Consider the following 23,699-nt stretch of genomic DNA (forward strand, 5'->3'; position numbering starts at 1 on the left):
TTACAGGCGCATCGGCATGACAACGTAAGCCGAGTCGTCGTTGTCTGACTCTTGCACCAGCGCACTGCTGTTGGAGTCAGACAGGATCAAGCGCACTTGCTCAGTGGTCATCACGCCCAGCACGTCGAGCAGGTAGCTCACGTTAAAGCCGATTTCCAGCGAGCCACCGTTGTACTCAACGCCGACTTCTTCTTCCGCTTCTTCCTGCTCCGGGTTGTTGGCCTGGATCTTCAGTTGACCGTTGGCCAACTGCAGGCGAATGCCGCGGTACTTCTCGTTGGACAGGATCGCGGTACGGCTGAACGCTTCACGCAGCGCCTGGCGATCGCCCAGTACCAGCTTGTCGCCGCCTTTCGGCAGGACGCGCTCGTAGTCCGGGAACTTACCGTCGACCAGTTTCGAGGTGAAGGTGAACTCGCCGGTGGTGGCGCGAATATGGTGCTGGCCGAGAACGATGCTGACATTGCCGTCCGGCTCTGTGAGCAAGCGTGCCAGTTCCAGGATACCTTTGCGTGGAACGATGACCTGGTGGCGATCCGGCTGGCCGATGTCGGCCTGCATCGAGCACATGGCCAGACGGTGACCGTCGGTGGCTACGGCACGGATGATCCCGGCGGACACTTCCAGCAGCATGCCGTTGAGGTAATAACGAACATCCTGCTGGGCCATGGCGAAGCTGGTGCGCTCGATCAAACGGCGCAGCTTGCTTTGCGCAAGCGTGCAGGTCAGCGAACCCGGGCCTTCTTCCACGGTCGGGAAGTCGTTGGCTGGCAACGTCGACAGGGTGAAGCGGCTACGGCCGGCTTTGACCACAAGCTTCTGCTCATCGACCTTGATGTCGATCAGTGCATCGTTCGGCAGGCTTTTGCAGATGTCCATCAGCTTGCGCGCCGGGACAGTGATTTCGCCCGGCTCGGCCGGCTCTTCGAGTTGCACACGACCGACCAGCTCGACTTCCAGGTCGGTACCGGTCAGCGACAGCTGCTGGCCTTCGACAACCAGCAGCACGTTGGAAAGCACCGGCAAGGTCTGTCGGCGCTCGACGACGCCTGCGACCAGTTGCAGGGGTTTCAACAGGGCTTCGCGTTGAATGGTGAAATGCATGGTCTAGTCCCTTGCCTTAATAAGCTGCGCTGGTGTTCATCAAGTGGTCAGTGTACGCAGCAGGTTCTTGTAGTCCTCGCGGATGTCCGCGTCGGATTCCTTAAGTTCATTGATCTTGCGACAGGCGTGCAACACCGTGGTGTGGTCGCGTCCGCCAAACACATCGCCGATTTCCGGCAGGCTGTGGTTGGTCAGTTCCTTGGACAGGGCCATGGCCACTTGCCGCGGACGTGCGACCGAACGCGAACGGCGTTTGGACAGCAAGTCGGAAATCTTGATCTTGTAGTACTCGGCGACGGTGCGCTGAATGTTATCCACAGAGACCAGTTTGTCCTGAAGCGCCAACAGGTCCTTCAAGGATTCGCGAATCAGCTCGATGGTGATATCGCGCCCCATGAAGTGCGAGTGGGCGATGACGCGCTTGAGTGCGCCTTCGAGTTCACGGACGTTGGAGCGAATGCGCTGGGCGATGAAAAACGCGGCGTCGTGCGGCAGGTCGACTTTGGCCTGGTCGGCTTTCTTCATCAGAATGGCGACGCGGGTTTCCAGTTCCGGCGGCTCGACGGCAACCGTCAGGCCCCAGCCGAAGCGCGACTTCAAGCGCTCTTCAAGACCCTCGATTTCTTTCGGGTAACGGTCACTGGTGAGAATGACCTGTTGGCCACCTTCAAGCAGTGCATTGAACGTGTGGAAGAATTCTTCCTGGGAACGTTCCTTGCGGGCGAAGAACTGAATGTCATCGATGAGCAACGCGTCGACCGAACGGTAGAAGCGCTTGAACTCGTTGATCGCATTCAACTGCAGTGCCTTGACCATGTCGGCCACGAAGCGCTCGGAATGCAGGTACACGACCTTGGCATTCGGGTTCTTCTTTAATAGGTGGTTACCCACAGCGTGCATCAAGTGGGTTTTACCCAAGCCAACGCCGCCATACAGGAACAGCGGGTTGTAACCATGCTTGGGATTGTCCGCAACCTGCCAGGCCGCCGCGCGGGCCAGTTGGTTGGACTTGCCTTCGACGAAGTTCTCGAAGGTGAATGTGCGGTTCAGGTAACTGGTGTGCTTGAGCGCACCTTCTACCTGCACGGTACGTTGTTCCGCACGTACCGGGGCCTGTTGCGAGCTGGCGCCGGCCATTGGGTCGAAGCTGTCGCGGGACGGCTCTTGACTGGCCTCGGAAACCTTTTGCGTTGCACGCTTGGTCGGCGCGGCAGGCGCAAACGCGCTGACCGGTGCCGGCGCAGCCGCCGCCTGGGCTTGCGAGGCAGCCGCTGCCAATGGCGCATTCGGTGCAGCACGAGGCGCCGAACTGCGTTTGCTGCCTATTAATAAGGAAAGCGCAGGCGCCATGCCATTGCCGTGCTCATCCAGCAGTTCGAGCACGCGGCCCAGGTACTTTTCGTTAACCCAGTCGAGAACAAAGCGATTCGGTGCGTAGACACGCAACTCGTCGCCTTCGGCTTCGACCTGTAGTGGACGGATCCAAGTGTTGAATTGTTGGGCAGGCAGCTCATCGCGCAAAAGCTCCACGCACTGCTGCCAAAGTTCCACTGACACGGATATCCCCTAAGTTGAAAGCCGGTGAGGCAAAAACAAGCGCCCATTGTAACGGCCGGACGCAGACTTATCCACACGTAGCGTGCCCACAGGTGCAGATGAATCAAGGTTTTATACGTAAAAAAGATGACCAACGGTCTGTGCATAAGCCCTGTGGATAAACCGCCCTGAGCTCGTTGTACAAGTGGGGGGGAAACTCGGTGGATAACCGGCCTGTGGATAACCATCGATTCCACACACAGCTTATCCGACAGTGCAGCACAGGCTGAACACCGTTTTCCCGTGTAGTTGTCATTCTCTGTACAGCACGGGATAGAAGGGCTAAAGGTAGTTATCCACAGATAGATGCCGCCCTAGCTTTTATAAGCTTTACAGAAAAGCTTTAAATCATTTCCTTCTTTATTTTTATATTTGACTGTCTACCTTTCAAGGCCGAACCGGCTGGATGACCATTTAAAGGAAACGCTGGTTGGAAATTGACCTAGAGGCTTGCTTTCTCTAGAATCCCCGGTCTCTTAAAACGGGGGCCATTCCGGCCCGTTGTGGACGAACCAGGTAACACGACATGAAACGTACTTTCCAACCAAGCACTATCAAACGCGCTCGTACTCACGGTTTCCGTGCTCGCATGGCTACCAAGAACGGCCGTGCCGTCCTGTCGCGTCGTCGCGCCAAAGGTCGTGCGCGTCTGGCAGTTTGATAATCCGGTACTGGAGGTGAGTCAGGACTTCAGTCGGGAAAAGCGTTTGCTGACCCCCCGGCATTTCAAGGCAGTCTTTGACTCCCCTACCGGCAAGGTTCCGGGGAAAAATCTCCTGCTCCTTGCACGCACCAACGATCTCGATCACCCCCGTCTAGGGCTGGTTATCGGGAAAAAGAGTGTGAAACTCTCCGTTGAACGCAATCGCCTCAAACGTCTGATGCGCGAATCGTTTCGCCTCCACCAGGATTCTCTGGTTGGTTGGGATATCGTGATCGTCGCGCGCAAAGGTTTGGGCGACGTAGAAAACCCCGAATTGATTCAGCATTTCGGCAAACTCTGGAAGCGTCTGGCACGTAGCTCGCCGGTACCAGCAGTCAAAACCGAAACTGTAGGGGTAGACAGCACCGATGCGTAAACTGGCACTCGTTCCGATCCAGTTTTATCGCTATGCCATTAGTCCCCTGATGGCCAGCCACTGTCGTTTCTACCCCAGTTGTTCCTGCTACGCGTATGAAGCCATTGAAAATCATGGCCTTCTGCGCGGTGGCTGGCTGACCTTTCGTCGTTTAGGTCGCTGTCATCCGTGGAATCCCGGTGGTTATGACCCGGTTCCACCTATCCCTACCTCCCGTTCTTCTTCGATGGCCGAGTAATCATGGATATTAAACGCACGATCCTGATCGTCGCCCTGGCAATCGTGTCCTACGTCATGGTCCTGAAATGGAACCAGGACTATGGCCAGGCTGCCCTGCCGACTCAGAATGTTGCTGCCAATCAGGCTGCCCCGGCTATTCCGGACACCCCACTTGGCACCAATGCTTCCGCCAGTGCCGATGTACCCAGCGCGAATGCCGATACCAGCACCCCTACCGAAACTCCGGTAGTGACCAACAAAGACCTCATCCGCGTTAAAACGGATGTGCTCGAACTGGCTATCGATCCTCAAGGTGGTGATATCGCCCAGCTGATGCTGCCAAAATATCCACGTCGTCAGGACCACCCGGAAATTCCGTTCCAGCTGTTTGATAACGGTAGCGAACGTACTTATCTGGCCCAAAGCGGCCTGACCGGTACCAACGGTCCGGATGCGCGTCCTACCGGTCGTCCGGTTTACTCGACCGAGCAGAAGACTTATCAACTGGATAAAGATCAGAACCAACTGAATGTTGATCTGAAATTCAGCGACGCTGGCGTCAATTACATCAAGCGTTTCACCTTTACTCGCGGTCTGTACGATCTGAAAGTCACCTATCTGATCGACAACACCAGCGACAAGGCCTGGACTGGCAACCTGTTTGCCCAGCTCAAGCGTGATGCCAGTGCCGATCCTTCTTCGACTACCGCCACCGGTACCGCTACTTACCTGGGCGCCGCCCTGTGGACAAGTGCCGAGCCGTACAAAAAAGTGTCGATGAAAGATATCGACAAGGCGTCGTTGAAAGAAAGCGTTAACGGTGGCTGGGTTGCCTGGCTGCAACACTACTTCGTGACGGCCTGGATTCCAGCCAAGAACGACAGCAACGTGGTGCAGACCCGTAAAGACAGCCAAGGCAACTACATCATCGGTTTCACTGGCCCGGCGTTGACCGTTGCGCCAGGTGCCAAGGCTGAAACCAGCGCCACGTTGTACGCAGGTCCGAAAAGCCAGGCGATACTGAAAGAGTTGTCCCCAGGCCTGGAACTGACTGTCGACTACGGCATCCTGTGGTTCATTGCCCAGCCGATCTTCTGGCTGCTGCAACATATCCATGAGCTCGTCGGTAACTGGGGCTGGTCGATCATCTTCCTGACCATGCTGATCAAAGGGATCTTCTTCCCGCTGTCGGCTGCCAGCTACAAATCCATGGCGCGCATGCGTGCAGTGGCACCGAAACTGGCTGCGCTGAAAGAGCAACATGGCGATGACCGGCAGAAAATGTCGCAAGCCATGATGGAGCTGTACAAGAAAGAGAAGATCAATCCGCTGGGTGGTTGCTTGCCAATCCTCGTGCAGATGCCGGTTTTCCTTTCGCTGTACTGGGTACTCCTGGAAAGCGTTGAAATGCGCCAAGCGCCGTTCATGCTGTGGATTACCGACCTGTCGATCAAGGATCCGTTCTTCATTCTGCCGATCATCATGGGCGCAACCATGTTCATCCAGCAGCAGCTGAACCCGACTCCTCCGGATCCGATGCAGGCCAAAGTGATGAAAATGATGCCAATCATCTTCACCTTCTTCTTCCTGTGGTTCCCGGCGGGCCTGGTGCTGTACTGGGTTGTGAACAACGTCCTGTCGATCGCTCAACAGTGGTACATCACACGTAAAATCGAAGCGGCGGCGAAAAAAGCCGAGGCATAACTTACGCTGTATGTAACCATTCAAAACGCCCCCTAGTGGGGCGTTTTGCTATCTGCCATTTTTATCGGGATATCGGTTTATGAGCGCTCCTCGTGAAACCATCGCCGCAGTCGCCACCGCCCAAGGCCGTGGAGGCGTCGGTATCGTGCGTATTTCCGGGCCGTTGGCCAGCAGCGCGGCGAAAGCCATCAGTGGTCGCGAACTCAAACCGCGCTACGCCCATTACGGTCCTTTTTTCAGCGCCGAAGAAGACGTGCTGGATGAAGGTATTGCCTTGTATTTCCCTGGCCCGAACTCATTTACCGGCGAAGACGTGCTGGAACTCCAGGGCCACGGAGGTCCCGTAGTCCTGGATATGTTGCTGCAGCGCTGCCTGCAACTGGGTTGCCGATTGGCCCGGCCGGGTGAGTTCAGCGAACGCGCGTTCCTCAACGACAAGCTCGACCTGGCGCAGGCCGAGGCCATTGCGGACCTGATCGAGGCCAGTTCTGCACAAGCTGCGCGCAACGCACTGCGCTCGCTGCAAGGTGCGTTTTCCCAGCGTGTGCATAACCTGACCGAGCAACTGATTGCGCTGCGCATCTACGTCGAAGCCGCCATCGACTTCCCGGAAGAAGAAATCGACTTTCTGGCCGATGGCCACGTGTTGACCATGCTCGATGCCGTGCGCGAAGCGTTATCCACTGTGCTGCGTGAAGCCGGCCAGGGCGCGTTGCTGCGTGATGGGATGACCGTGGTGATCGCCGGTCGTCCGAATGCCGGCAAGTCCAGCCTGCTCAATGCACTGGCTGGCCGGGAAGCGGCCATCGTCACCGAGATCGCCGGCACCACCCGGGACATCCTGCGTGAACATATCCACATCGACGGTATGCCGCTGCATGTGGTCGACACCGCGGGCTTGCGCGATACCGATGACCAGGTCGAGAAGATCGGTGTGGAGCGGGCATTGAAGGCCATCAGCGAGGCTGACCGAGTGCTGTTGGTGGTCGATGCCACCGCCCCTGAAGCCCTAGATCCGTTTGCCTTGTGGCCTGAATTCCTCGAGCAGCGCCCGGATCCGGCCAAAGTCACCCTGATCCGTAACAAGGCAGACCTCACTGGCGAGGCCATTGAGCTGCAAGTCTGTGACGATGGCCACGTCACCATCAGCTTGAGCGCCAAGTCGGCAGGCGAAGGTCTGGAGCTACTGCGCGAGCATCTCAAGGCCTGCATGGGCTATGAGCAGACCTCGGAAAGCAGCTTCAGCGCCCGCCGACGCCACCTGGAGGCTCTGCGTCATGCCAGTGCATCCCTCGAGCACGGTCGTTCGCAGCTGACCCTGGCCGGTGCTGGCGAACTGTTGGCTGAAGATTTACGTCAGGCGCAGCAGTTGCTGGGTGAAATTACCGGTGAATTCAGCTCCGACGACCTGTTGGGCAGGATCTTTTCCAGCTTCTGTATCGGTAAATAGCCTCAGTTCCTGATTCAATTGGAGGCCTGGCTTGCTCGCCACATGGTGTTTCCGACACACCAAGTAGGCTGATTCGCTGGCAAGCCAGCTCCTTTCCCCCCTACGAACCATTCATTTTTTTGCATTGCCGGGCGGCATCGACCGCTTCGGTGGTTTTCCCATGTCCGGGATTTGTGCCTTTCAGCGCTTTTCTGTGGATTAAGCCCTGTGAATAACCGCGGCTGAGCTCGGTTGATAACAGGGCTCCAAAACTGAGGAAAACCACCTCTGTGGATAACCACCCCATTCATCCACAGGCTTACAGCGGTTATCCAAGGGCCTCATGGGCACATGACCACAGACTTTTGAATCTCTGTACACATTGAAAATAAAGGCCTGTAGTAATCTATCCACAGAAAGGTAGCTGTATAGAAATAAACATAAAAACAAAGATTTAATAAATTTCTTTCTTTTTAATTTCTATTGTTCGTGACTTACCCACAGCTGGTTAAATTTTGTGCAAAGGGTTCTTTAGGAAGGGCGAAGTCCCTATACTTGTCGACCAGGTCCAGAAACCTGAGCTCAAACTATTCCTGATTACCTAACTGAAGCAGGCACGAGGTGCGTGGTGGATTTCCCTTCCCGTTTTGAAGTGATCGTCATCGGCGGCGGTCATGCCGGTACCGAGGCAGCACTGGCCTCAGCACGCATGGGTGCAAAAACCCTGTTGCTGACGCATAACGTGGAAACCCTCGGAGCAATGAGCTGCAACCCCGCGATCGGCGGGATTGGCAAAAGCCACCTGGTCAAGGAAATCGACGCCCTGGGCGGCGCGATGGCCATGGCCACCGATAAAGGTGGTATCCAGTTTCGCGTGCTCAACAGCCGTAAAGGTCCAGCCGTGCGCGCAACACGCGCCCAGGCCGATCGCGTGCTGTACAAGGCCGCTGTCCGCGAGATTCTCGAAAACCAGCCGAACCTGTGGATATTTCAACAGGCCGCCGACGATCTGATCGTCGAGCAGGAACAAGTACGCGGTGTCGTCACCCAGATGGGCCTGCGTTTCTTTGCCGACTCCGTGGTGTTGACCACCGGTACGTTCCTGGGCGGACTTATCCACATCGGTATGCAGAACTTTTCCGGCGGTCGTGCCGGCGATCCGCCGTCGATCGCCCTGGCTCACCGTCTGCGTGAGTTGCCTTTGCGTGTGGGTCGCCTGAAAACCGGTACACCTCCACGTATCGACGGTCGTTCTGTGGATTTCTCGGTGATGACCGAGCAACCGGGCGACACGCCGATCCCGGTCATGTCGTTCATGGGCTCGAAAGAGCAGCACCCACAGCAGGTCAGTTGCTGGATCACGCATACCAACGCCCGTACCCACGAAATCATTGCCTCGAACCTCGATCGTTCGCCGATGTATTCCGGGGTGATTGAAGGTATTGGCCCGCGTTACTGCCCTTCGATCGAAGACAAGATCCACCGCTTTGCCGACAAGGAAAGCCATCAGGTCTTCATCGAACCGGAAGGCCTGACCACTCACGAGCTGTACCCGAACGGAATATCCACATCCTTGCCGTTCGATGTGCAATTGCAGATCGTGCAGTCGATCCGCGGCATGGAAAACGCGCATATCGTTCGCCCGGGCTACGCCATCGAGTACGACTACTTCGACCCGCGTGACCTGAAGTACAGCCTGGAAACCAAAGTCATTGCCGGCCTGTTCTTTGCCGGGCAAATCAACGGCACTACCGGTTATGAAGAGGCCGGCGCCCAGGGTTTGCTGGCCGGGGCCAACGCCGCCTTGCGCGCGCAGGGCAAAGACAGTTGGTGCCCGCGCCGCGACGAGGCGTACATCGGTGTGCTGGTCGACGACCTGATTACCCTGGGGACCCAGGAACCGTATCGGATGTTCACATCGCGTGCCGAATACCGGTTGATCCTGCGCGAAGACAATGCCGACCTGCGCCTGACCGAGAAAGGTCGCGAATTGGGTCTGGTGGACGACGTGCGTTGGGCGGCGTTCTGCAAAAAACGCGAAAGCATTGCCCTGGAAGAACAGCGCCTGAAAAGTACCTGGGTCCGCCCGGGTACCGAGCAGGGGGATGCGATCGCCGAAAAATTCGGCACGCCACTGACTCACGAATACAACCTGTTGAACCTGCTGAGCCGTCCGGAAATCGACTACGCTGGCCTGGTCGAAGTGACCGGGCACGGCGCGCAGGATCCACAGGTCGCCGAGCAGGTCGAAATCAAGACCAAATACGCCGGTTATATCGATCGCCAGCAAGATGAAATCGCACGCCTGCGGGCCAGTGAAGACACCAAGTTGCCTGTGGATATCGATTACACGAACATCTCCGGTCTCTCGAAAGAGATCCAGAGCAAGCTCGGCGCAACCCGCCCCGAGACGTTGGGCCAGGCATCGCGGATCCCGGGTGTGACCCCGGCAGCGATTTCGCTGTTGATGATTCATCTGAAAAAACGCGGCGCGGGCCGTCAGTTGGAGCAAAGCGCTTGAGTTCGTTGGTCACCACGCAACACGCCGAAGAGTTATCAACAGGTGCGCGCCAGCTCGGTGTAAACCTGACCGAAGCCCAGCATGCACAGCTGCTGGGTTATCTGGCCCTGTTGATAAAATGGAACAAGGCTTACAACCTCACTGCCGTACGTGATCCCGACGAAATGGTTTCGCGGCATCTGCTCGACAGTCTGAGCGTGATGTCCTTCATCGAGAATGGTCGCTGGCTGGATGTCGGCAGCGGCGGTGGCATGCCCGGTATTCCGCTGGCGATCCTGTTTCCCGAATCGCAAGTGACCTGCCTGGACTCCAACGGCAAGAAAACCCGCTTCCTGACCCAGGTCAAACTCGAGCTCAAACTGGATAACCTGCAAGTTATCCACAGTCGCGTCGAAGCGTTCCAGCCTGAAAAGCCATTCAACGGGATCATTTCCCGGGCATTCAGCAGCATGGAGAACTTCAGCAACTGGACTCGCCACCTGGGCGATCACGACACACGTTGGCTGGCAATGAAGGGCGTTCATCCCGCGGATGAGCTGGTAGCATTGCCGGCAGACTTCCACCTCGATAGCGAACACGCCTTGGCTGTACCCGGTTGCCAAGGCCAACGTCATCTGCTGATACTGCGCCGCACGGCATGATTGGGAACACAAGCAAGAATGGCTAAGGTATTCGCGATTGCGAACCAAAAAGGTGGTGTGGGCAAGACCACCACCTGTATCAACCTCGCAGCATCCCTGGTCGCCACCAAGCGTCGGGTGTTGTTGATCGATCTTGATCCACAGGGCAACGCCACCATGGGTAGCGGTGTGGATAAACACGGCCTGGAAAACTCCGTCTACGACCTGTTGATCGGTGAATGCGACTTGGCCCAGGCCATGCATTTCTCCGAACACGGCGGTTACCAGTTGCTGCCAGCCAACCGCGACCTGACGGCGGCTGAAGTCGTTCTGCTGGAAATGCAGATGAAGGAAAGCCGTCTGCGCAGCGCTTTGGCGCCGATCCGTGAGAATTACGATTACATCTTGATCGACTGCCCTCCGTCGCTGTCGATGCTTACGCTGAACGCACTGGTGGCCGCCGATGGGGTGATTATCCCCATGCAGTGCGAGTACTTTGCGCTCGAAGGCTTGAGTGACCTTGTGGATAACATCAAGCGTATCGCCGAACTGCTGAACCCGAACCTGAAAGTCGAAGGCCTGCTGCGGACCATGTTCGATCCGCGCCTGAGCCTGATGAACGATGTGTCGGCGCAGCTCAAGGAGCACTTCGGCGAGCAGCTGTACGACACGGTCATTCCACGCAATATCCGCCTGGCCGAAGCGCCAAGCTATGGCATGCCGGCGCTGGCGTACGACAAATCATCGCGGGGCGCCATTGCCTACCTGGCCCTGGCTGGCGAGATGGTTCGCCGTCAACGCAAAAACTCACGCATCGCCGCTGCTCAGGCAACTTAAGGAATCCCCATGGCCGTCAAGAAACGAGGTCTCGGACGTGGACTGGATGCACTGCTGAGTGGTCCGACCGTCAGCTTGCTGGAAGAACAAGCGGTGCAAGCCGACCAGCGTGAGCTGCAACATTTGCCCCTGGACCTGATCCAGCGCGGTAAATACCAGCCACGCCGGGACATGGACCCACAGGCGCTGGAAGAACTGGCTGCGTCGATCAAGGTACAGGGCGTGATGCAGCCGATCGTGGTGCGTCCCATCGGTGAAGGCCGCTTTGAAATCATCGCGGGTGAACGCCGCTGGCGCGCCAGCCAGCAAGCGGGCCAGGAAACCATCCCGGCGATGGTGCGCGATGTGCCGGATGAAACCGCGATTGCCATGGCGCTGATCGAGAACATCCAGCGTGAAGACCTCAATCCGGTCGAGGAAGCGGTTGCCCTGCAGCGTTTGCAGCAGGAATTCCAGCTGACTCAGCAGCAGGTTGCCGACGCGGTGGGCAAATCCCGCGTGACGGTGGCCAACCTGTTACGCCTGATTGCCCTGCCAGAGGTGATCAAGACCATGCTCTCGCACGGCGACCTGGAAATGGGTCATGCGCGTGCTTTGCTCGGTTTGCCGGAAAATCAACAGGTTGAGGGGGCGCGACACGTTGTCGCACGGGGGCTCACCGTACGCCAGACTGAAGCACTGGTTCGCCAGTGGTTGAATGGCAAACCGCAGGCGACAGAACCTGCCAAACCCGACCCGGATATCGCTCGCCTCGAGCAGCGCCTGGCTGAGCGCCTAGGCTCTGCGGTGCAGATTCGCCACGGAAAGAAGGGCAAAGGGCAGTTGGTGATCGGTTACAACTCCCTGGATGAGCTGCAAGGTGTCCTTGCACATATCCGCTGAAACATTTCCTCATGTAGCGTGCAGTCGGAAATCACTACCTGACAGTTGAATAGGGGCTGAACCGCCCCTATACTCTGCGCGCATTTTGTCGGCACAAATTATGCCAAGTTATTGAATTCTGGCAGCCGACCTTTGAGGAGCAAATGTGATGGAAACACGCACGCCAAACCGCTTGCCGTTCCATCGCCTGGCAGTTTTTCCGGTGTTAGTGGCTCAATTTGTCGTTTTGCTGGTGGCTGCTTTGGCGCTCTGGTACTGGCATGGAGTCGTTGCCGGGTACTCAGGACTCTGCGGGGGCCTGATAGCCTTGCTTCCCAATGTTTATTTCGCTCACAGGGCATTTCGGTTTTCCGGCGCCCGAGCAGCTCAAGCCATCGTCCGGTCTTTTTATGCCGGCGAGGCGGGCAAACTGATTTTGACGGCAGTGCTCTTTGCATTGACGTTTGCAGGTGTGAAGCCACTGGCGCCGTTAGCAGTCTTCGGCGTCTTTGTGTTGACCCAACTGGTCAGCTGGTTCGCTCCCCTGCTGATGAGAACAAGACTTTCGAGACCTTAGGGCGTTTGAGGCAACCATGGCAGAAACAACCGCTTCGGGCTATATCCAGCACCACTTGCAGAACCTGACCTTCGGTCAGCTCCCTAACGGCGGCTGGGGCTTTGCCCACACCGCAGCAGAAGCCAAAGAAATGGGCTTCTGGGCTTTCCACGTCGATACCCTCGGCTGGTCGGTCGCGTTGGGCCTGATTTTCGTTCTTCTTTTCCGCATGGCGGCGAAGAAAGCGACTTCCGGTCAACCAGGTGCTTTGCAGAACTTCGTTGAAGTATTGGTCGAATTCGTCGATGGCAGCGTGAAAGACAGCTTCCATGGCCGTAGCCCGGTGATTGCACCGTTGGCACTGACCATCTTCGTCTGGGTCTTCCTGATGAACGCCGTCGACCTGATTCCGGTTGACTGGATTCCTCAAGTGGCCATGTGGATCTCCGGCGACCCGCACATTCCGTTCCGCGCCGTATCGACCACTGACCCGAACGCTACCCTGGGCATGGCCCTGTCGGTGTTCGCGTTGATCATTTTCTACAGCATCAAGGTCAAGGGCATCGGCGGCTTCCTCGGCGAACTGACCCTGCACCCGTTCGGCAGCAAGAACATCTTTGTTCAAGCCCTGCTGATTCCGGTGAACTTCCTGCTGGAGTTCGTGACGCTGATTGCCAAGCCAATCTCGCTGGCACTGCGTCTGTTCGGCAACATGTATGCCGGCGAGCTGGTGTTCATTCTGATCGCTGTGATGTTCGGCAGTGGTCTGCTCTGGCTTAGCGGCCTGGGCGTAGTTCTGCAGTGGGCGTGGGCTGTGTTCCACATCCTGATCATCACCCTGCAGGCGTTTATCTTCATGATGCTGACCATCGTCTACCTGTCGATGGCGCACGAAGAGAACCATTAAGGCCGGCTTAGGCTAGTCTGATGTCCCTCTCGTCTCGGCGGGAGGGGGCCCATAACGGGCTCGATGAAACGATTTGTTTTACCGCTTTAATCTAAAAAACCTAAACCATACGACGTAAAAGTCGGGAGGAAAGATGGAAACTGTAGTTGGTCTAACCGCTATCGCTGTTGCACTGTTGATCGGCCTGGGCGCACTGGGTACTGCAATTGGTTTCGGCCTGTTGGGCGGCAAGTTCCTGGAAGGCGCAGCGCGTCAGCCAGAAATGGTTCCAATGCTGCAAGTTAAAATGTTCATCGTTGCCGGTCTGCTCGACGCCGTAACCATGATCGGTGTTGGTATCGCTCTGTTCTTCACTTTCGCGAACCCATTCGTTGGTCAACTCGCTGGCTAATCACTCGAACCTTCGAGTGATTGGTGTGATGTGCAACGAACGAGCGAGGTGTTGGCGTGAACATTAATGCAACCCTGATTGGCCAGTCCGTTGCGTTCTTAATTTTTGTACTTTTTTGCATGAAGTTCGTGTGGCCTCCGGTCATCGCGGCTTTGCACGAACGTCAGAAGAAGATCGCGGATGGACTGGACGCTGCCGCCCGAGCAGCTCGTGACCTGGAGTTGGCCCAAGATAAAGCGGGTCAACAACTGCGCGAAGCAAAAACTCAGGCAGCCGAAATCATTGAGCAAGCCAAGAAGCGCGGCAATCAGATCGTTGAAGAGGCTGTTGAAAAAGCCCGTATCGACGCTGAACGTGTAAAGGCTCAGGCTCAGGCCGAGATCGAGCAGGAAATCAACAGTGTCAAAGACGTGCTGCGTACCCGACTGGGTGCACTGGCCGTTGGCGGCGCCGAGAAGATCCTGGGTGCCACAATCGATCAAAACGCGCACGCGGAGCTGGTTAACAAACTGGCTGCTGAAATTTAAGCGAGGGCGATCATGGCAGAATTGACCACGTTGGCCCGACCTTACGCTAAGGCAGCCTTCGAGCACGCCCAGGCCCACCAGCAACTGGCCTCTTGGTCAGCCATGCTCGGCCTGGCTGCAGCAGTGTCGCAAGACGACACCATGCAGCGCGTGCTCAAGGCCCCGCGACTGACGAGCGCAGACAAGGCCACCACGTTTATTGACGTGTGTGGCGACAAGTTCGATGCCAAGGCACAGAATTTCATCCACGTCGTTGCTGAAAACGACCGTCTCCCGCTTTTGCCGGAGATCGCCGCTCTGTTCGACCTGTACAAGGCCGAGCAAGAGAAATCGGTAGATGTGGATGTCACCAGTGCTTTTGCATTGAACCAAGAACAGCAAGACAAACTCGCCAAGGTTCTCAGTGCACGGCTCAACCGGGAAGTGCGCCTGCAAGTTGCGGAGGATGCCACCCTTATTGGTGGTGTCATCATTCGCGCCGGCGACCTGGTAATCGATGGCTCGATTCGCGGCAAACTCGCGAATCTTGCCGAAGCATTGAAATCTTGAGTTTGAAGGGGCAGCAGAGCAATGCAGCAACTCAATCCTTCCGAAATAAGTGAAATTATCAAGGGCCGCATCGAAAAGCTCGATGTGACCTCTCAAGCCCGTAACGAAGGCACTGTCGTCAGCGTATCTGACGGTATCGTGCGGATTCACGGTCTGGCCGACGTCATGTACGGCGAGATGATCGAGTTTCCGGGCGGCGTCTTCGGCATGGCCCTCAACCTGGAGCAAGACTCTGTAGGTGCCGTTGTATTGGGCGCATACCAGTCTCTGGCTGAAGGCATGAGCGCCAAGTGCACCGGCCGCATCCTCGAAGTTCCGGTGGGTAAGGAACTGCTGGGTCGCGTAGTCGACGCACTGGGTAACCCGATTGATGGCAAAGGTCCGCTGAACAACACTCTGACCGATGCGGTCGAGAAAGTTGCTCCGGGCGTGATCTGGCGTAAGTCGGTAGACCAGCCTGTACAGACTGGCTACAAGGCTGTCGATGCCATGATCCCTGTCGGCCGTGGCCAGCGTGAGCTGATCATCGGTGACCGTCAGATTGGTAAAACCGCTCTGGCGATCGACGCGATCATCAACCAGAAAAACAGCGGAATCTTCTGCGTCTATGTAGCCATCGGTCAGAAGCAATCGACCATCGCTAACATTGTTCGCAAGCTGGAAGAAAACGGCGCACTGGCTAACACCATCATCGTGGCAGCGAGCGCTTCGGAATCTGCAGCACTGCAATACCTGGCACCTTACGCCGGTTGCACCATGGGTGAATTCTTCCGCGACCGCGGTGAAGACGCGCTGATCGTTTATGACGATCTGTCCAAGCAAGCAGTGGCTTATCGCCAGATTTCCCTGCTGCTGCGCCGTCCACCAGGCCGTGAAGCTTACCCAGGCGACGTGTTCTATCTCCACTCCCGTCTGCTGGAGCGCGCATCCCGCGTTTCGGAAGAATACGTAGAGAAGTTCACCAACGGCGCAGTGACCGGCAAAACCGGTTCCCTGACCGCGCTGCCGATCATCGAAACCCAGGCTGGCGACGTTTCCGCGTTCGTTCCGACCAACGTGATTTCCATCACTGACGGTCAGATCTTCCTGGAATCGGCGATTTTCAACTCCGGGATCCGTCCTGCTGTGAACGCCGGTGTTTCGGTATCCCGTGTGGGTGGTGCCGCTCAGACCAAGATCATCAAGAAGCTCTCCGGTGGTATCCGTACCGCTCTGGCTCAGTACCGTGAACTGGCGGCATTCGCCCAGTTTGCATCTGACCTGGACGAAGCGACCCGTAAGCAACTTGACCATGGTCAGCGCGTTACCGAGCTGATGAAGCAGAAGCAATACGCTCCGATGTCGATTGCTGACATGGCGCTGTCGCTGTATGCCGCTGAGCGTGGGTTCCTGACTGACGTCGCGATCGCCAAGATCGGTAGCTTTGAACAAGCGCTGATTTCCTTCTTCAACCGCGATCACGCCGATTTGATGGCGAAGATCAACGTGAAGGGTGACTTCAATGACGAAATCGATGCAGGCATGAAAGCCGGTATCGAGAAGTTCAAGGCCACCCAAACCTGGTAAGCCGCAGCGGGAGCCGCAAGGCTCCCGCTTGCTAACCTGATAGGTGTTACATGGCAGGCGCAAAAGAGATTCGCAGTAAGATTGCGAGCATCAAAAGCACGCAAAAGATTACCAGCGCCATGGAAAAAGTGGCGGTCAGTAAAATGCGCAGGGCACAAATGCGCATGGCTGCTAGCCGTCCTTACGCGGAGCGCATCCGCCAGGTTATTGGTCATCTGGCCAACGCAAACCCGGAGTATCGCCACCCGTTCATGATCGAGCGTGAAGTAAAGCGCGTCGGTTACGTTGTGGTGAGCTCTGACCGTGGTTTGTGTGGTGGTTTGAACACCAACCTGTTCAAGGCCCTGGTCAAGGACATGGCGGTAAACCGCGAAAACGGCGTCGAGATTGATCTGTGTGTAGTGGGTAGCAAGGGTGCGGCTTTCTTCCGCAACTTCGGCGGCAACGTCGTCGCAGCTATCAGCCACCTGGGTGAAGAGCCGTCGATCAATGATCTGATCGGCAGCGTCAAGGTGATGCTGGATGCCTACCTGGACGGCCGTATTGACCGCCTGTCCGTGGTGTCCAACAAGTTCGTTAATACCATGACGCAAACGCCTACCGTGGAGCAGTTGGTTCCGCTGGTGGCAACCCCGGATCAAGGACTCAAGCACCACTGGGACTATCTCTACGAACCGGACGCCAAAGAGCTGCTGGACGGCTTGATGGTTCGTTACGTGGAGTCGCAGGTCTACCAGGCGGTGGTCGAGAACAACGCAGCTGAACAAGCGGCGCGGATGATCGCAATGAAGAACGCTACCGACAACGCCGGTGATTTGATCAGCGATTTGCAGCTGATCTACAACAAGGCGCGTCAGGCTGCGATCACCCAAGAGATCTCGGAAATCGTCGGCGGCGCTGCCGCGGTTTAACGGTTCAAATATTCAGAGGATCCAGCTATGAGTAGCGGACGTATCGTTCAAATCATCGGCGCCGTTATCGACGTGGAATTCCCACGCGACAGCGTACCGAGCATCTACAACGCGCTAACAGTACAAAGCGCGGCCGCAACCACTCTGGAAGTTCAGCAGCAGCTGGGCGACGGCGTGGTTCGTACCATTGCGATGGGCTCCACCGAGGGCTTGAAGCGTGGTCTGGACGTCATCGACTCCGGTTCCGCCATCTCCGTACCGGTCGGTAAAGCGACTCTGGGCCGGATCATGGACGTTCTGGGCAACCCGATCGACGAAGCTGGCCCGATCGACACCGAAGAGCGCTGGGGCATTCACCGTCCTGCGCCATCCTTCGCTGAACAAGCGGGCGGCAACGACCTGCTGGAAACCGGCATCAAGGCTATCGACCTGGTTTGCCCGTTCACCAAGGGTGGTAAAGTCGGTCTGTTCGGTGGTGCCGGTGTAGGCAAAACCGTAAACATGATGGAACTGATCCGTAACATCGCCATCGAGCACAGCGGTTATTCCGTGTTCGCCGGTGTGGGTGAGCGTACTCGTGAGGGTAACGACTTCTACCACGAGATGAAGGATTCCAACGTTCTGGACAAAGTGGCACTGGTTTACGGTCAGATGAACGAGCCGCCGGGTAACCGTCTGCGCGTAGCACTGACCGGCCTGACCATGGCCGAGAAGTTCCGTGACGAAGGTAACGACGTTCTGCTGTTCGTCGACAACATCTATCGTTACACCCTGGCCGGTACTGAAGTATCCGCACTGCTGGGCCGTATGCCTTCCGCAGTAGGTTACCAGCCGACCCTGGCCGAAGAGATGGGTACTCTGCAAGAGCGTATCACTTCGACCAAGAACGGTTCGATCACCTCGATCCAGGCGGTATACGTACCTGCGGATGACTTGACCGACCCGTCGCCAGCGACCACTTTCGCCCACTTGGACGCCACTGTCGTTCTGTCCCGTGACATCGCTTCCCTGGGTATCTACCCGGCAATCGATCCACTCGACTCGACTTCGCGCCAGCTGGACCCGAACGTAATCGGCCAGGACCACTACGACACTGCTCGCGGTGTACAGTATGTTCTGCAGCGTTACAAAGAACTGAAGGACATCATTGCGATCCTGGGTATGGACGAGCTGTCTGAAGAAGACAAGCAGTTGGTAAACCGTGCTCGTAAAATCCAGCGTTTCTTGTCGCAGCCGTTCTTCGTGGCTGAAGTCTTCACCGGTTCTTCGGGTAAATACGTTTCCCTGAAAGACACCATTGCTGGCTTCAAAGGCATCCTCAACGGTGACTACGACCACCTGCCAGAACAAGCGTTCTACATGGTCGGCAGCATCGAAGAAGCGATCGAGAAAGCCAAGAAACTGTAATCCAGGCGCCCGGCGACGGGCGCTAATTTAGGTTGAGGCAAGCAGATGGCTATGACAGTCCATTGCGACATCGTCAGTGCGGAAGGGGAAATCTTCTCCGGTCTGGTCGAGATGGTGGTAGCGCACGGTGAACTGGGTGATCTTGGTATCGCTCTGGGTCACGCTCCGCTGATCACCAATCTCAAGCCAGGTCCGATCCGCTTGATCAAGCAGGGCGGGGAAGCCGAGGTGTTTTACATCTCCGGTGGTTTCCTCGAGGTTCAGCCGAACATGGTCAAGGTTCTTGCCGATACCGTGCAACGTGCCGCCGACCTGGACGAAGCCTCCGCTCAGCAAGCCGTTAAGGCTGCCGAGAAGGCCTTGCATGAAAGAGGCGCCGAGTTCGATTACGGCTCCGCTGCCGCACGTCTGGCCGAGGCGACAGCTCAGCTGCGCACCGTCCAGCAGATCCGCAAGAAGTTCGGCGGCTAATCAGCCTCCCGCTTGTTGTGCGATTGATTAAAAAGGGTAGCCTCGGCTACCCTTTTTCTTTTTTTGCAATTCACCCCTTGGTCGCAGCCGCCGACCACCCAGGATTGGTAGCCAGTCATGTCTCTAGAAATCGTTATTCTCGCTGCCGGTCAAGGTACCCGCATGCGTTCGGCGTTGCCGAAAGTCCTTCACCCGGTCGCAGGCAACTCGATGCTGGGCCATGTTATCCACAGCGCCCGGCAGCTTCAGCCACAGCGTATTCACGTGGTGATCGGCCACGGCGCCGAAGCCGTGCGTGAGCGTCTGGCCGCCGACGACTTGAATTTCGTGTTGCAGGATAAGCAACTCGGCACTGGCCACGCGGTGGCCCAGGCCGTACCGTTCATCACCGCTGATACCGTGTTGATCCTCTATGGCGATGTACCGCTGATCGAGGTCGATACCCTGCAGCGCCTGCTCAAGCACGTTGCGCCGCAACAGTTGGGCCTGTTGACCGTCGAACTGGATGACCCGACCGGTTATGGTCGAATCGTGCGGGATGCGGATGGTAAGGTCACCGCCATCGTTGAGCAGAAAGATACCAACGAAGCCGAGCGAGCAATCACCGAAGGCAACACCGGTATCCTGGCGCTGCCATTCGAACGCTTGGGCGACTGGATGAGCCGTCTGTCCAACAACAATGCACAGGGCGAGTACTACCTGACCGACGTGATCGCCATGGCGGTCAGCGACGGCCTGGAAGTGGCCACCGAACAACCCCATGACGCCATGGAAGTGCAGGGTGCCAATGACCGCAGGCAGCTGGCGGAACTGGAACGTCATTACCAGTGGCGTGAAGGTCGTCGCTTGATGGCCCAGGGTGTGACGTTGCGCGATCCTGCCCGGTTTGATGTGCGGGGCGAAGTGACCGTCGGCCGTGACGTGCTGATCGACATCAACGTGATCCTTGAAGGCAAAGTGGTCATCGAAGACGACGTGGTCATCGGGCCGAACTGTGTGATCAAGGACAGTACCCTGCGCAAAGGCGTGGTGATCAAGGCCAATAGTCACATTGAGGGCGCGGTATTGGGCGAGGGCAGCGATGCCGGTCCGTTCGCCCGCCTGCGCCCTGGGACGGTGCTGGAAGCACGCGCTCATGTGGGTAACTTTGTCGAGCTGAAGAACGCCCATCTGGGGGAAGGCGCCAAGGCCGGTCACCTGACGTATCTGGGGGACGCCCACATCGGGGCCCGCAGCAACATCGGCGCCGGTACGATCACTTGCAACTACGATGGCGCCAACAAGTGGAAAACCGTGCTGGGTGAAGACGTGTTCATCGGCTCCAACAACTCCTTGGTTGCGCCTGTGGATATCTCTTCGGGAGCAACCACCGCGGCCGGTTCGACTATCACCTCCAATGTGGATAAGTCCCAGTTGGCTGTTGGCCGGGCTCGACAGAAGAACATCGATGGCTGGAAGCGGCCGGAGAAAATCAAGAAGGCTTAAGTTATCCACAATCCTTGATCGGGACGAGATATCCACAGCCTGATCAAAAGGATTCACAGGCAAGTTCGTCCCCATCTGGATTCGTAGTCCGGTGGGAACGAGCTTGCCCGCGATGCATTTATCCACAGATCATTTTATCGCCCCGCGCTTGACGAAGTTTCGTTGATAGGTTTTGATTGCTTTCGTTATCTTTCGAATCGAAACTTAATCAGCCATGTCAAAACGCAACACTCCCCAGCGTCGCCACAATATCCTCGCCTTGCTCAATGAGCAGGGTGAAGTCAGTGTGGATGAATTGGCCAAGCGTTTCGAAACCTCGGAAGTGACCATCCGCAAGGATCTGGCCGCACTCGAAAGCAATGGGCTGCTGCTGCGTCGTTATGGCGGCGCGATCACCATGCCTCAAGAGTTGGTCAACGACCCGAACCAGCCTGTCTCCCAGTACAAGCAAGCCATTGCCCGGGCGGCCGTGATGCGAATACGCGAGCATGCGCGGATCATCATCGACAGTGGCAGTACCACGGCGGCGATGATTCCGGAACTCGGCAAGCTGCCTGGGTTGGTGGTCATGACCAATTCGCTGAACGTTGCCAATGCCTTGAACGAGCTGGAACACGAGCCGGTGCTGTTGATGACGGGCGGCACGTGGGACCCGCACTCCGAGTCCTTCCAGGGGCAGGTCGCCGAGCAGGTACTACGCTCATACGACTTCGACCAGCTATTTATCGGCGCCGATGGCATCGACCTGGTTCGAGGCACCACGACCTTCAACGAACTGCTTGGCCTGAGCCGAGTGATGGCCGAAGTGGCCCGTGAAGTGATCGTGATGGTCGAGTCTGACAAGATCGGACGCAAAATTCCTAACCTGGAGCTGCCATGGAGCAGCGTCCATACCCTTATTACGGATGATCGCCTGCCCATCGATGCGCGCGATCAGATTCAGGCCCGCGGCATCACCTTGATTTGCGCGGCAGTCAGCCAGGAGAAATAGCATGTGTGGAATTGTCGGCGCGGTAGCAGAACGTAACGTCACCGCCATTTTGCTCGAAGGCCTCAAGCGCCTTGAGTACCGGGGCTACGACAGTGCGGGTGTTGCGGTATTTACCAACGACAACACGCTGGAGCGTATGCGTCGTCCGGGCAAGGTCAGCGAACTGGATCAGGCCCTGGAAACCGCTCCGCTGGTCGGCCGCCTGGGTATCGCCCACACCCGCTGGGCAACTCACGGCGCCCCGTGCGAACGTAACGCCCACCCGCATTTCTCCGGTGACCTGGCTGTCGTGCATAACGGCATCATTGAAAACCACGAAGCCTTGCGCGAACAGCTCAAGGCACTGGGTTACGTGTTCACCTCCGACACCGATACCGAAGTGATCGCGCACCTGCTCGATCACAAGCTCAAAGAGCTGGTCGACCTGACCGTCGCACTGAAGGCCACCGTCAAAGAACTTCACGGTGCTTACGGCCTGGCGGTGATCAGTGCTCTGCAGCCTGATCGTCTGGTCGCTGCTCGCAGTGGCAGCCCGTTGGTGATTGGCCTGGGCCTGGGTGAGAACTTCCTCGCCTCCGACCAGTTGGCGCTGCGTCAGGTCACCGATCGCTTCATGTACCTGGAAGAGGGCGACATCGCCGAAATCGGCCGTGACAGCGTGCAGATCTGGGATATCGACGGCAAGGCGGTGGAGCGTGAATCGGTGCAGTACCGCGATGGTGCTGAAGCGGCCGAGAAGGGCGAGTTCCGTCACTTCATGCTCAAGGAAATCCACGAGCAGCCGTCGGTTGTACAACGTACCCTGGAAGGTCGCTTGAGCCAGAACCAGGTACTGGTGCAAGCGTTTGGCCCGCAAGCGGCCGAACTGTTTGCCAAAGTGCGCAACGTGCAGATCGTGGCCTGTGGCACCAGCTATCACGCCGGCATGGTTGCCCGTTACTGGCTCGAAGAGCTGGCCGGTATCCCGTGCCAGGTCGAAGTTGCCAGCGAATTCCGTTACCGCAAGGTGGTGGTTCAACCCGACACCCTGTTTGTGACCATTTCTCAGTCCGGCGAGACCGCCGACACCCTGGCGGCCCTGCGCAATGCCAAGGAGTTGGGTTTCCTCGCCAGCCTGGCCATCTGCAACGTTGGCATCAGCTCGCTGGTGCGTGAATCCGACCTGACCCTGCTGACCCAGGCGGGTCGAGAAATTGGTGTGGCGTCCACCAAAGCCTTTACCACTCAATTGGTCGGCCTGCTGCTGTTGACCCTGAGCCTGGGCCAGGTGCAAGGCACCTTGGCTGACGGTGTGGAAGCCCGGCTGGTCGAAGAACTGCGTCGCTTGCCCGCTCGCCTGGGTGAAGCGCTGGCCATGGACAGCACCGTGGAAAAAATCGCCGAGTTGTTCGCCGACAAGAACCACACCCTGTTCCTGGGGCGTGGTGCGCAGTTCCCGGTCGCGATGGAAGGTGCGCTCAAGCTCAAGGAGATTTCCTATATCCACGCCGAAGCCTACCCGGCAGGCGAGCTGAAGCATGGCCCGCTGGCGCTGGTCGATGACGACATGCCAGTGGTGACAGTGGCACCGAACAATGAGCTGTTGGAGAAGTTGAAGTCCAACCTGCAGGAAGTTCGTGCCCGTGGCGGCCAGTTGATCGTGTTTGCCGACGAGAAAGCCGGCATGAGCAATGGCGAAGGCACCCACGTGGTGAACATGCCGCACATTCACGACATCCTGTCGCCGATCCTCTACACCATTCCGTTGCAACTGCTGTCGTACTACGTCGCCGTGCTCAAGGGCACTGACGTCGACCAGCCACGCAACCTGGCGAAGTCGGTGACTGTGGAATAAGTTATCCACAGCGAAATAAAACATGGTTCTAGATAATTAAAACTGTCGCAGGAGCCGGCTGGGTCTGTCCTACCGCCTCCTGCCTTTCGCAACTGGCTCCGCTCCTACCCTTGACCGTCCAACGGGCCGGGATC

At 57.3% G+C, this 23,699-nt stretch carries 23 protein-coding genes; 21 read left to right on the forward strand and 2 right to left on the reverse strand.

The window, feature by feature from the left end:
- Positions 1-1,104, reverse strand: a complete 1,104-nt coding sequence (gene dnaN, locus CKW25_RS17525; RefSeq protein ID WP_095081049.1) for a DNA polymerase III subunit beta — start codon at positions 1,102-1,104, stop codon at positions 1-3.
- A 39-nt stretch (positions 1,105-1,143) separates the two neighbouring features.
- A complete protein-coding gene (gene dnaA / locus CKW25_RS17530) occupies positions 1,144-2,661 on the reverse strand; it encodes a chromosomal replication initiator protein DnaA (protein WP_095081051.1) in 1,518 nt (505 codons plus the stop codon).
- Positions 2,662-3,226: 565 nt separating this feature from the next.
- On the opposite strand from dnaA, the gene rpmH reads away from it, so the two are divergent.
- From rpmH to glmS, 21 genes are all read left to right on the forward strand, one after another.
- Positions 3,227-3,361: a 50S ribosomal protein L34 gene (gene rpmH, locus CKW25_RS17535; RefSeq protein WP_003213577.1), complete on the forward strand. Its 135-nt coding sequence runs from the start codon at positions 3,227-3,229 to the stop codon at positions 3,359-3,361.
- 16 nt (positions 3,362-3,377) lie between these two features.
- The gene (rnpA, locus tag CKW25_RS17540; protein WP_218192034.1) at positions 3,378-3,779 is read left to right on the forward strand and encodes a ribonuclease P protein component; all 402 of its coding nucleotides are present in this window, start codon (positions 3,378-3,380) and stop codon (positions 3,777-3,779) included.
- Positions 3,772-4,017, forward strand: a complete 246-nt coding sequence (gene yidD, locus CKW25_RS17545; protein WP_010465488.1) for a membrane protein insertion efficiency factor YidD — start codon at positions 3,772-3,774, stop codon at positions 4,015-4,017. Before rnpA ends, yidD begins: the two co-directional genes overlap by 8 nt.
- A gap of 2 nt (positions 4,018-4,019) precedes the next feature.
- The gene (yidC, locus tag CKW25_RS17550) at positions 4,020-5,702 is read left to right on the forward strand and encodes a membrane protein insertase YidC (protein WP_095081055.1); all 1,683 of its coding nucleotides are present in this window, start codon (positions 4,020-4,022) and stop codon (positions 5,700-5,702) included.
- 79 nt (positions 5,703-5,781) lie between these two features.
- A complete protein-coding gene (gene mnmE / locus CKW25_RS17555) occupies positions 5,782-7,152 on the forward strand; it encodes a tRNA uridine-5-carboxymethylaminomethyl(34) synthesis GTPase MnmE (RefSeq protein ID WP_095081057.1) in 1,371 nt (456 codons plus the stop codon).
- 607 nt (positions 7,153-7,759) lie between these two features.
- Entirely contained in the window at positions 7,760-9,652 is a 1,893-nt protein-coding gene (gene mnmG / locus CKW25_RS17565) for a tRNA uridine-5-carboxymethylaminomethyl(34) synthesis enzyme MnmG (protein ID WP_095081060.1), read from the forward strand.
- Positions 9,649-10,293, forward strand: a complete 645-nt coding sequence (gene rsmG / locus CKW25_RS17570; protein WP_095081062.1) for a 16S rRNA (guanine(527)-N(7))-methyltransferase RsmG — start codon at positions 9,649-9,651, stop codon at positions 10,291-10,293. Before mnmG ends, rsmG begins: the two co-directional genes overlap by 4 nt.
- An 18-nt stretch (positions 10,294-10,311) precedes the next feature.
- Positions 10,312-11,109: a ParA family protein gene (locus CKW25_RS17575; RefSeq protein WP_095081064.1), complete on the forward strand. Its 798-nt coding sequence runs from the start codon at positions 10,312-10,314 to the stop codon at positions 11,107-11,109.
- 9 nt (positions 11,110-11,118) lie between these two features.
- Positions 11,119-11,991, forward strand: a complete 873-nt coding sequence (locus CKW25_RS17580; RefSeq protein WP_095081066.1) for a ParB/RepB/Spo0J family partition protein — start codon at positions 11,119-11,121, stop codon at positions 11,989-11,991.
- Positions 11,992-12,139: 148 nt separating this feature from the next.
- Positions 12,140-12,547, forward strand: a complete 408-nt coding sequence (locus CKW25_RS17585; protein ID WP_095081068.1) for a F0F1 ATP synthase subunit I — start codon at positions 12,140-12,142, stop codon at positions 12,545-12,547.
- 16 nt (positions 12,548-12,563) lie between these two features.
- Entirely contained in the window at positions 12,564-13,433 is an 870-nt protein-coding gene (atpB, locus tag CKW25_RS17590) for a F0F1 ATP synthase subunit A (RefSeq protein WP_095081071.1), read from the forward strand.
- Between the two features lie 133 nt (positions 13,434-13,566).
- Positions 13,567-13,824 (forward strand): F0F1 ATP synthase subunit C, encoded by a 258-nt coding sequence (atpE, locus tag CKW25_RS17595; RefSeq protein WP_002555987.1) that lies wholly within the window; start codon positions 13,567-13,569, stop codon positions 13,822-13,824.
- Between the two features lie 56 nt (positions 13,825-13,880).
- Positions 13,881-14,351, forward strand: a complete 471-nt coding sequence (locus CKW25_RS17600; RefSeq protein WP_095081073.1) for a F0F1 ATP synthase subunit B — start codon at positions 13,881-13,883, stop codon at positions 14,349-14,351.
- Positions 14,352-14,363: 12 nt separating this feature from the next.
- Positions 14,364-14,900: a F0F1 ATP synthase subunit delta gene (locus CKW25_RS17605; RefSeq protein ID WP_095081074.1), complete on the forward strand. Its 537-nt coding sequence runs from the start codon at positions 14,364-14,366 to the stop codon at positions 14,898-14,900.
- Positions 14,901-14,921: 21 nt separating this feature from the next.
- Positions 14,922-16,466, forward strand: coding sequence for a F0F1 ATP synthase subunit alpha (gene atpA, locus CKW25_RS17610; protein ID WP_095081075.1), 1,545 nt, complete (start codon positions 14,922-14,924; stop codon positions 16,464-16,466).
- A 50-nt stretch (positions 16,467-16,516) separates the two neighbouring features.
- Positions 16,517-17,377: a F0F1 ATP synthase subunit gamma gene (atpG, locus tag CKW25_RS17615; protein WP_095081076.1), complete on the forward strand. Its 861-nt coding sequence runs from the start codon at positions 16,517-16,519 to the stop codon at positions 17,375-17,377.
- A 27-nt stretch (positions 17,378-17,404) separates the two neighbouring features.
- Complete coding sequence (gene atpD / locus CKW25_RS17620) at positions 17,405-18,784, forward strand: F0F1 ATP synthase subunit beta (protein WP_095081077.1); 1,380 nt, start codon at positions 17,405-17,407, stop codon at positions 18,782-18,784.
- 45 nt (positions 18,785-18,829) lie between these two features.
- Positions 18,830-19,255 (forward strand): F0F1 ATP synthase subunit epsilon, encoded by a 426-nt coding sequence (locus CKW25_RS17625; RefSeq protein ID WP_095081078.1) that lies wholly within the window; start codon positions 18,830-18,832, stop codon positions 19,253-19,255.
- Between the two features lie 117 nt (positions 19,256-19,372).
- Positions 19,373-20,740: a bifunctional UDP-N-acetylglucosamine diphosphorylase/glucosamine-1-phosphate N-acetyltransferase GlmU gene (glmU, locus tag CKW25_RS17630; RefSeq protein WP_095081080.1), complete on the forward strand. Its 1,368-nt coding sequence runs from the start codon at positions 19,373-19,375 to the stop codon at positions 20,738-20,740.
- Positions 20,741-20,954: 214 nt separating this feature from the next.
- On the forward strand, positions 20,955-21,731 hold the full coding sequence (locus CKW25_RS17635; protein WP_095081081.1) for a DeoR/GlpR family DNA-binding transcription regulator: 777 nt from the start codon (positions 20,955-20,957) through the stop codon (positions 21,729-21,731).
- Position 21,732: 1 nt separating this feature from the next.
- Positions 21,733-23,565: a glutamine--fructose-6-phosphate transaminase (isomerizing) gene (glmS, locus tag CKW25_RS17640; protein ID WP_095081083.1), complete on the forward strand. Its 1,833-nt coding sequence runs from the start codon at positions 21,733-21,735 to the stop codon at positions 23,563-23,565.
- The last annotated feature ends 134 nt before the right edge of the window (positions 23,566-23,699 follow it).

The organism is Pseudomonas sp. Irchel s3h17 (assembly GCF_900187505.1).
In the GTDB taxonomy this organism is placed as follows: Bacteria; Pseudomonadota; Gammaproteobacteria; order Pseudomonadales; family Pseudomonadaceae; genus Aquipseudomonas.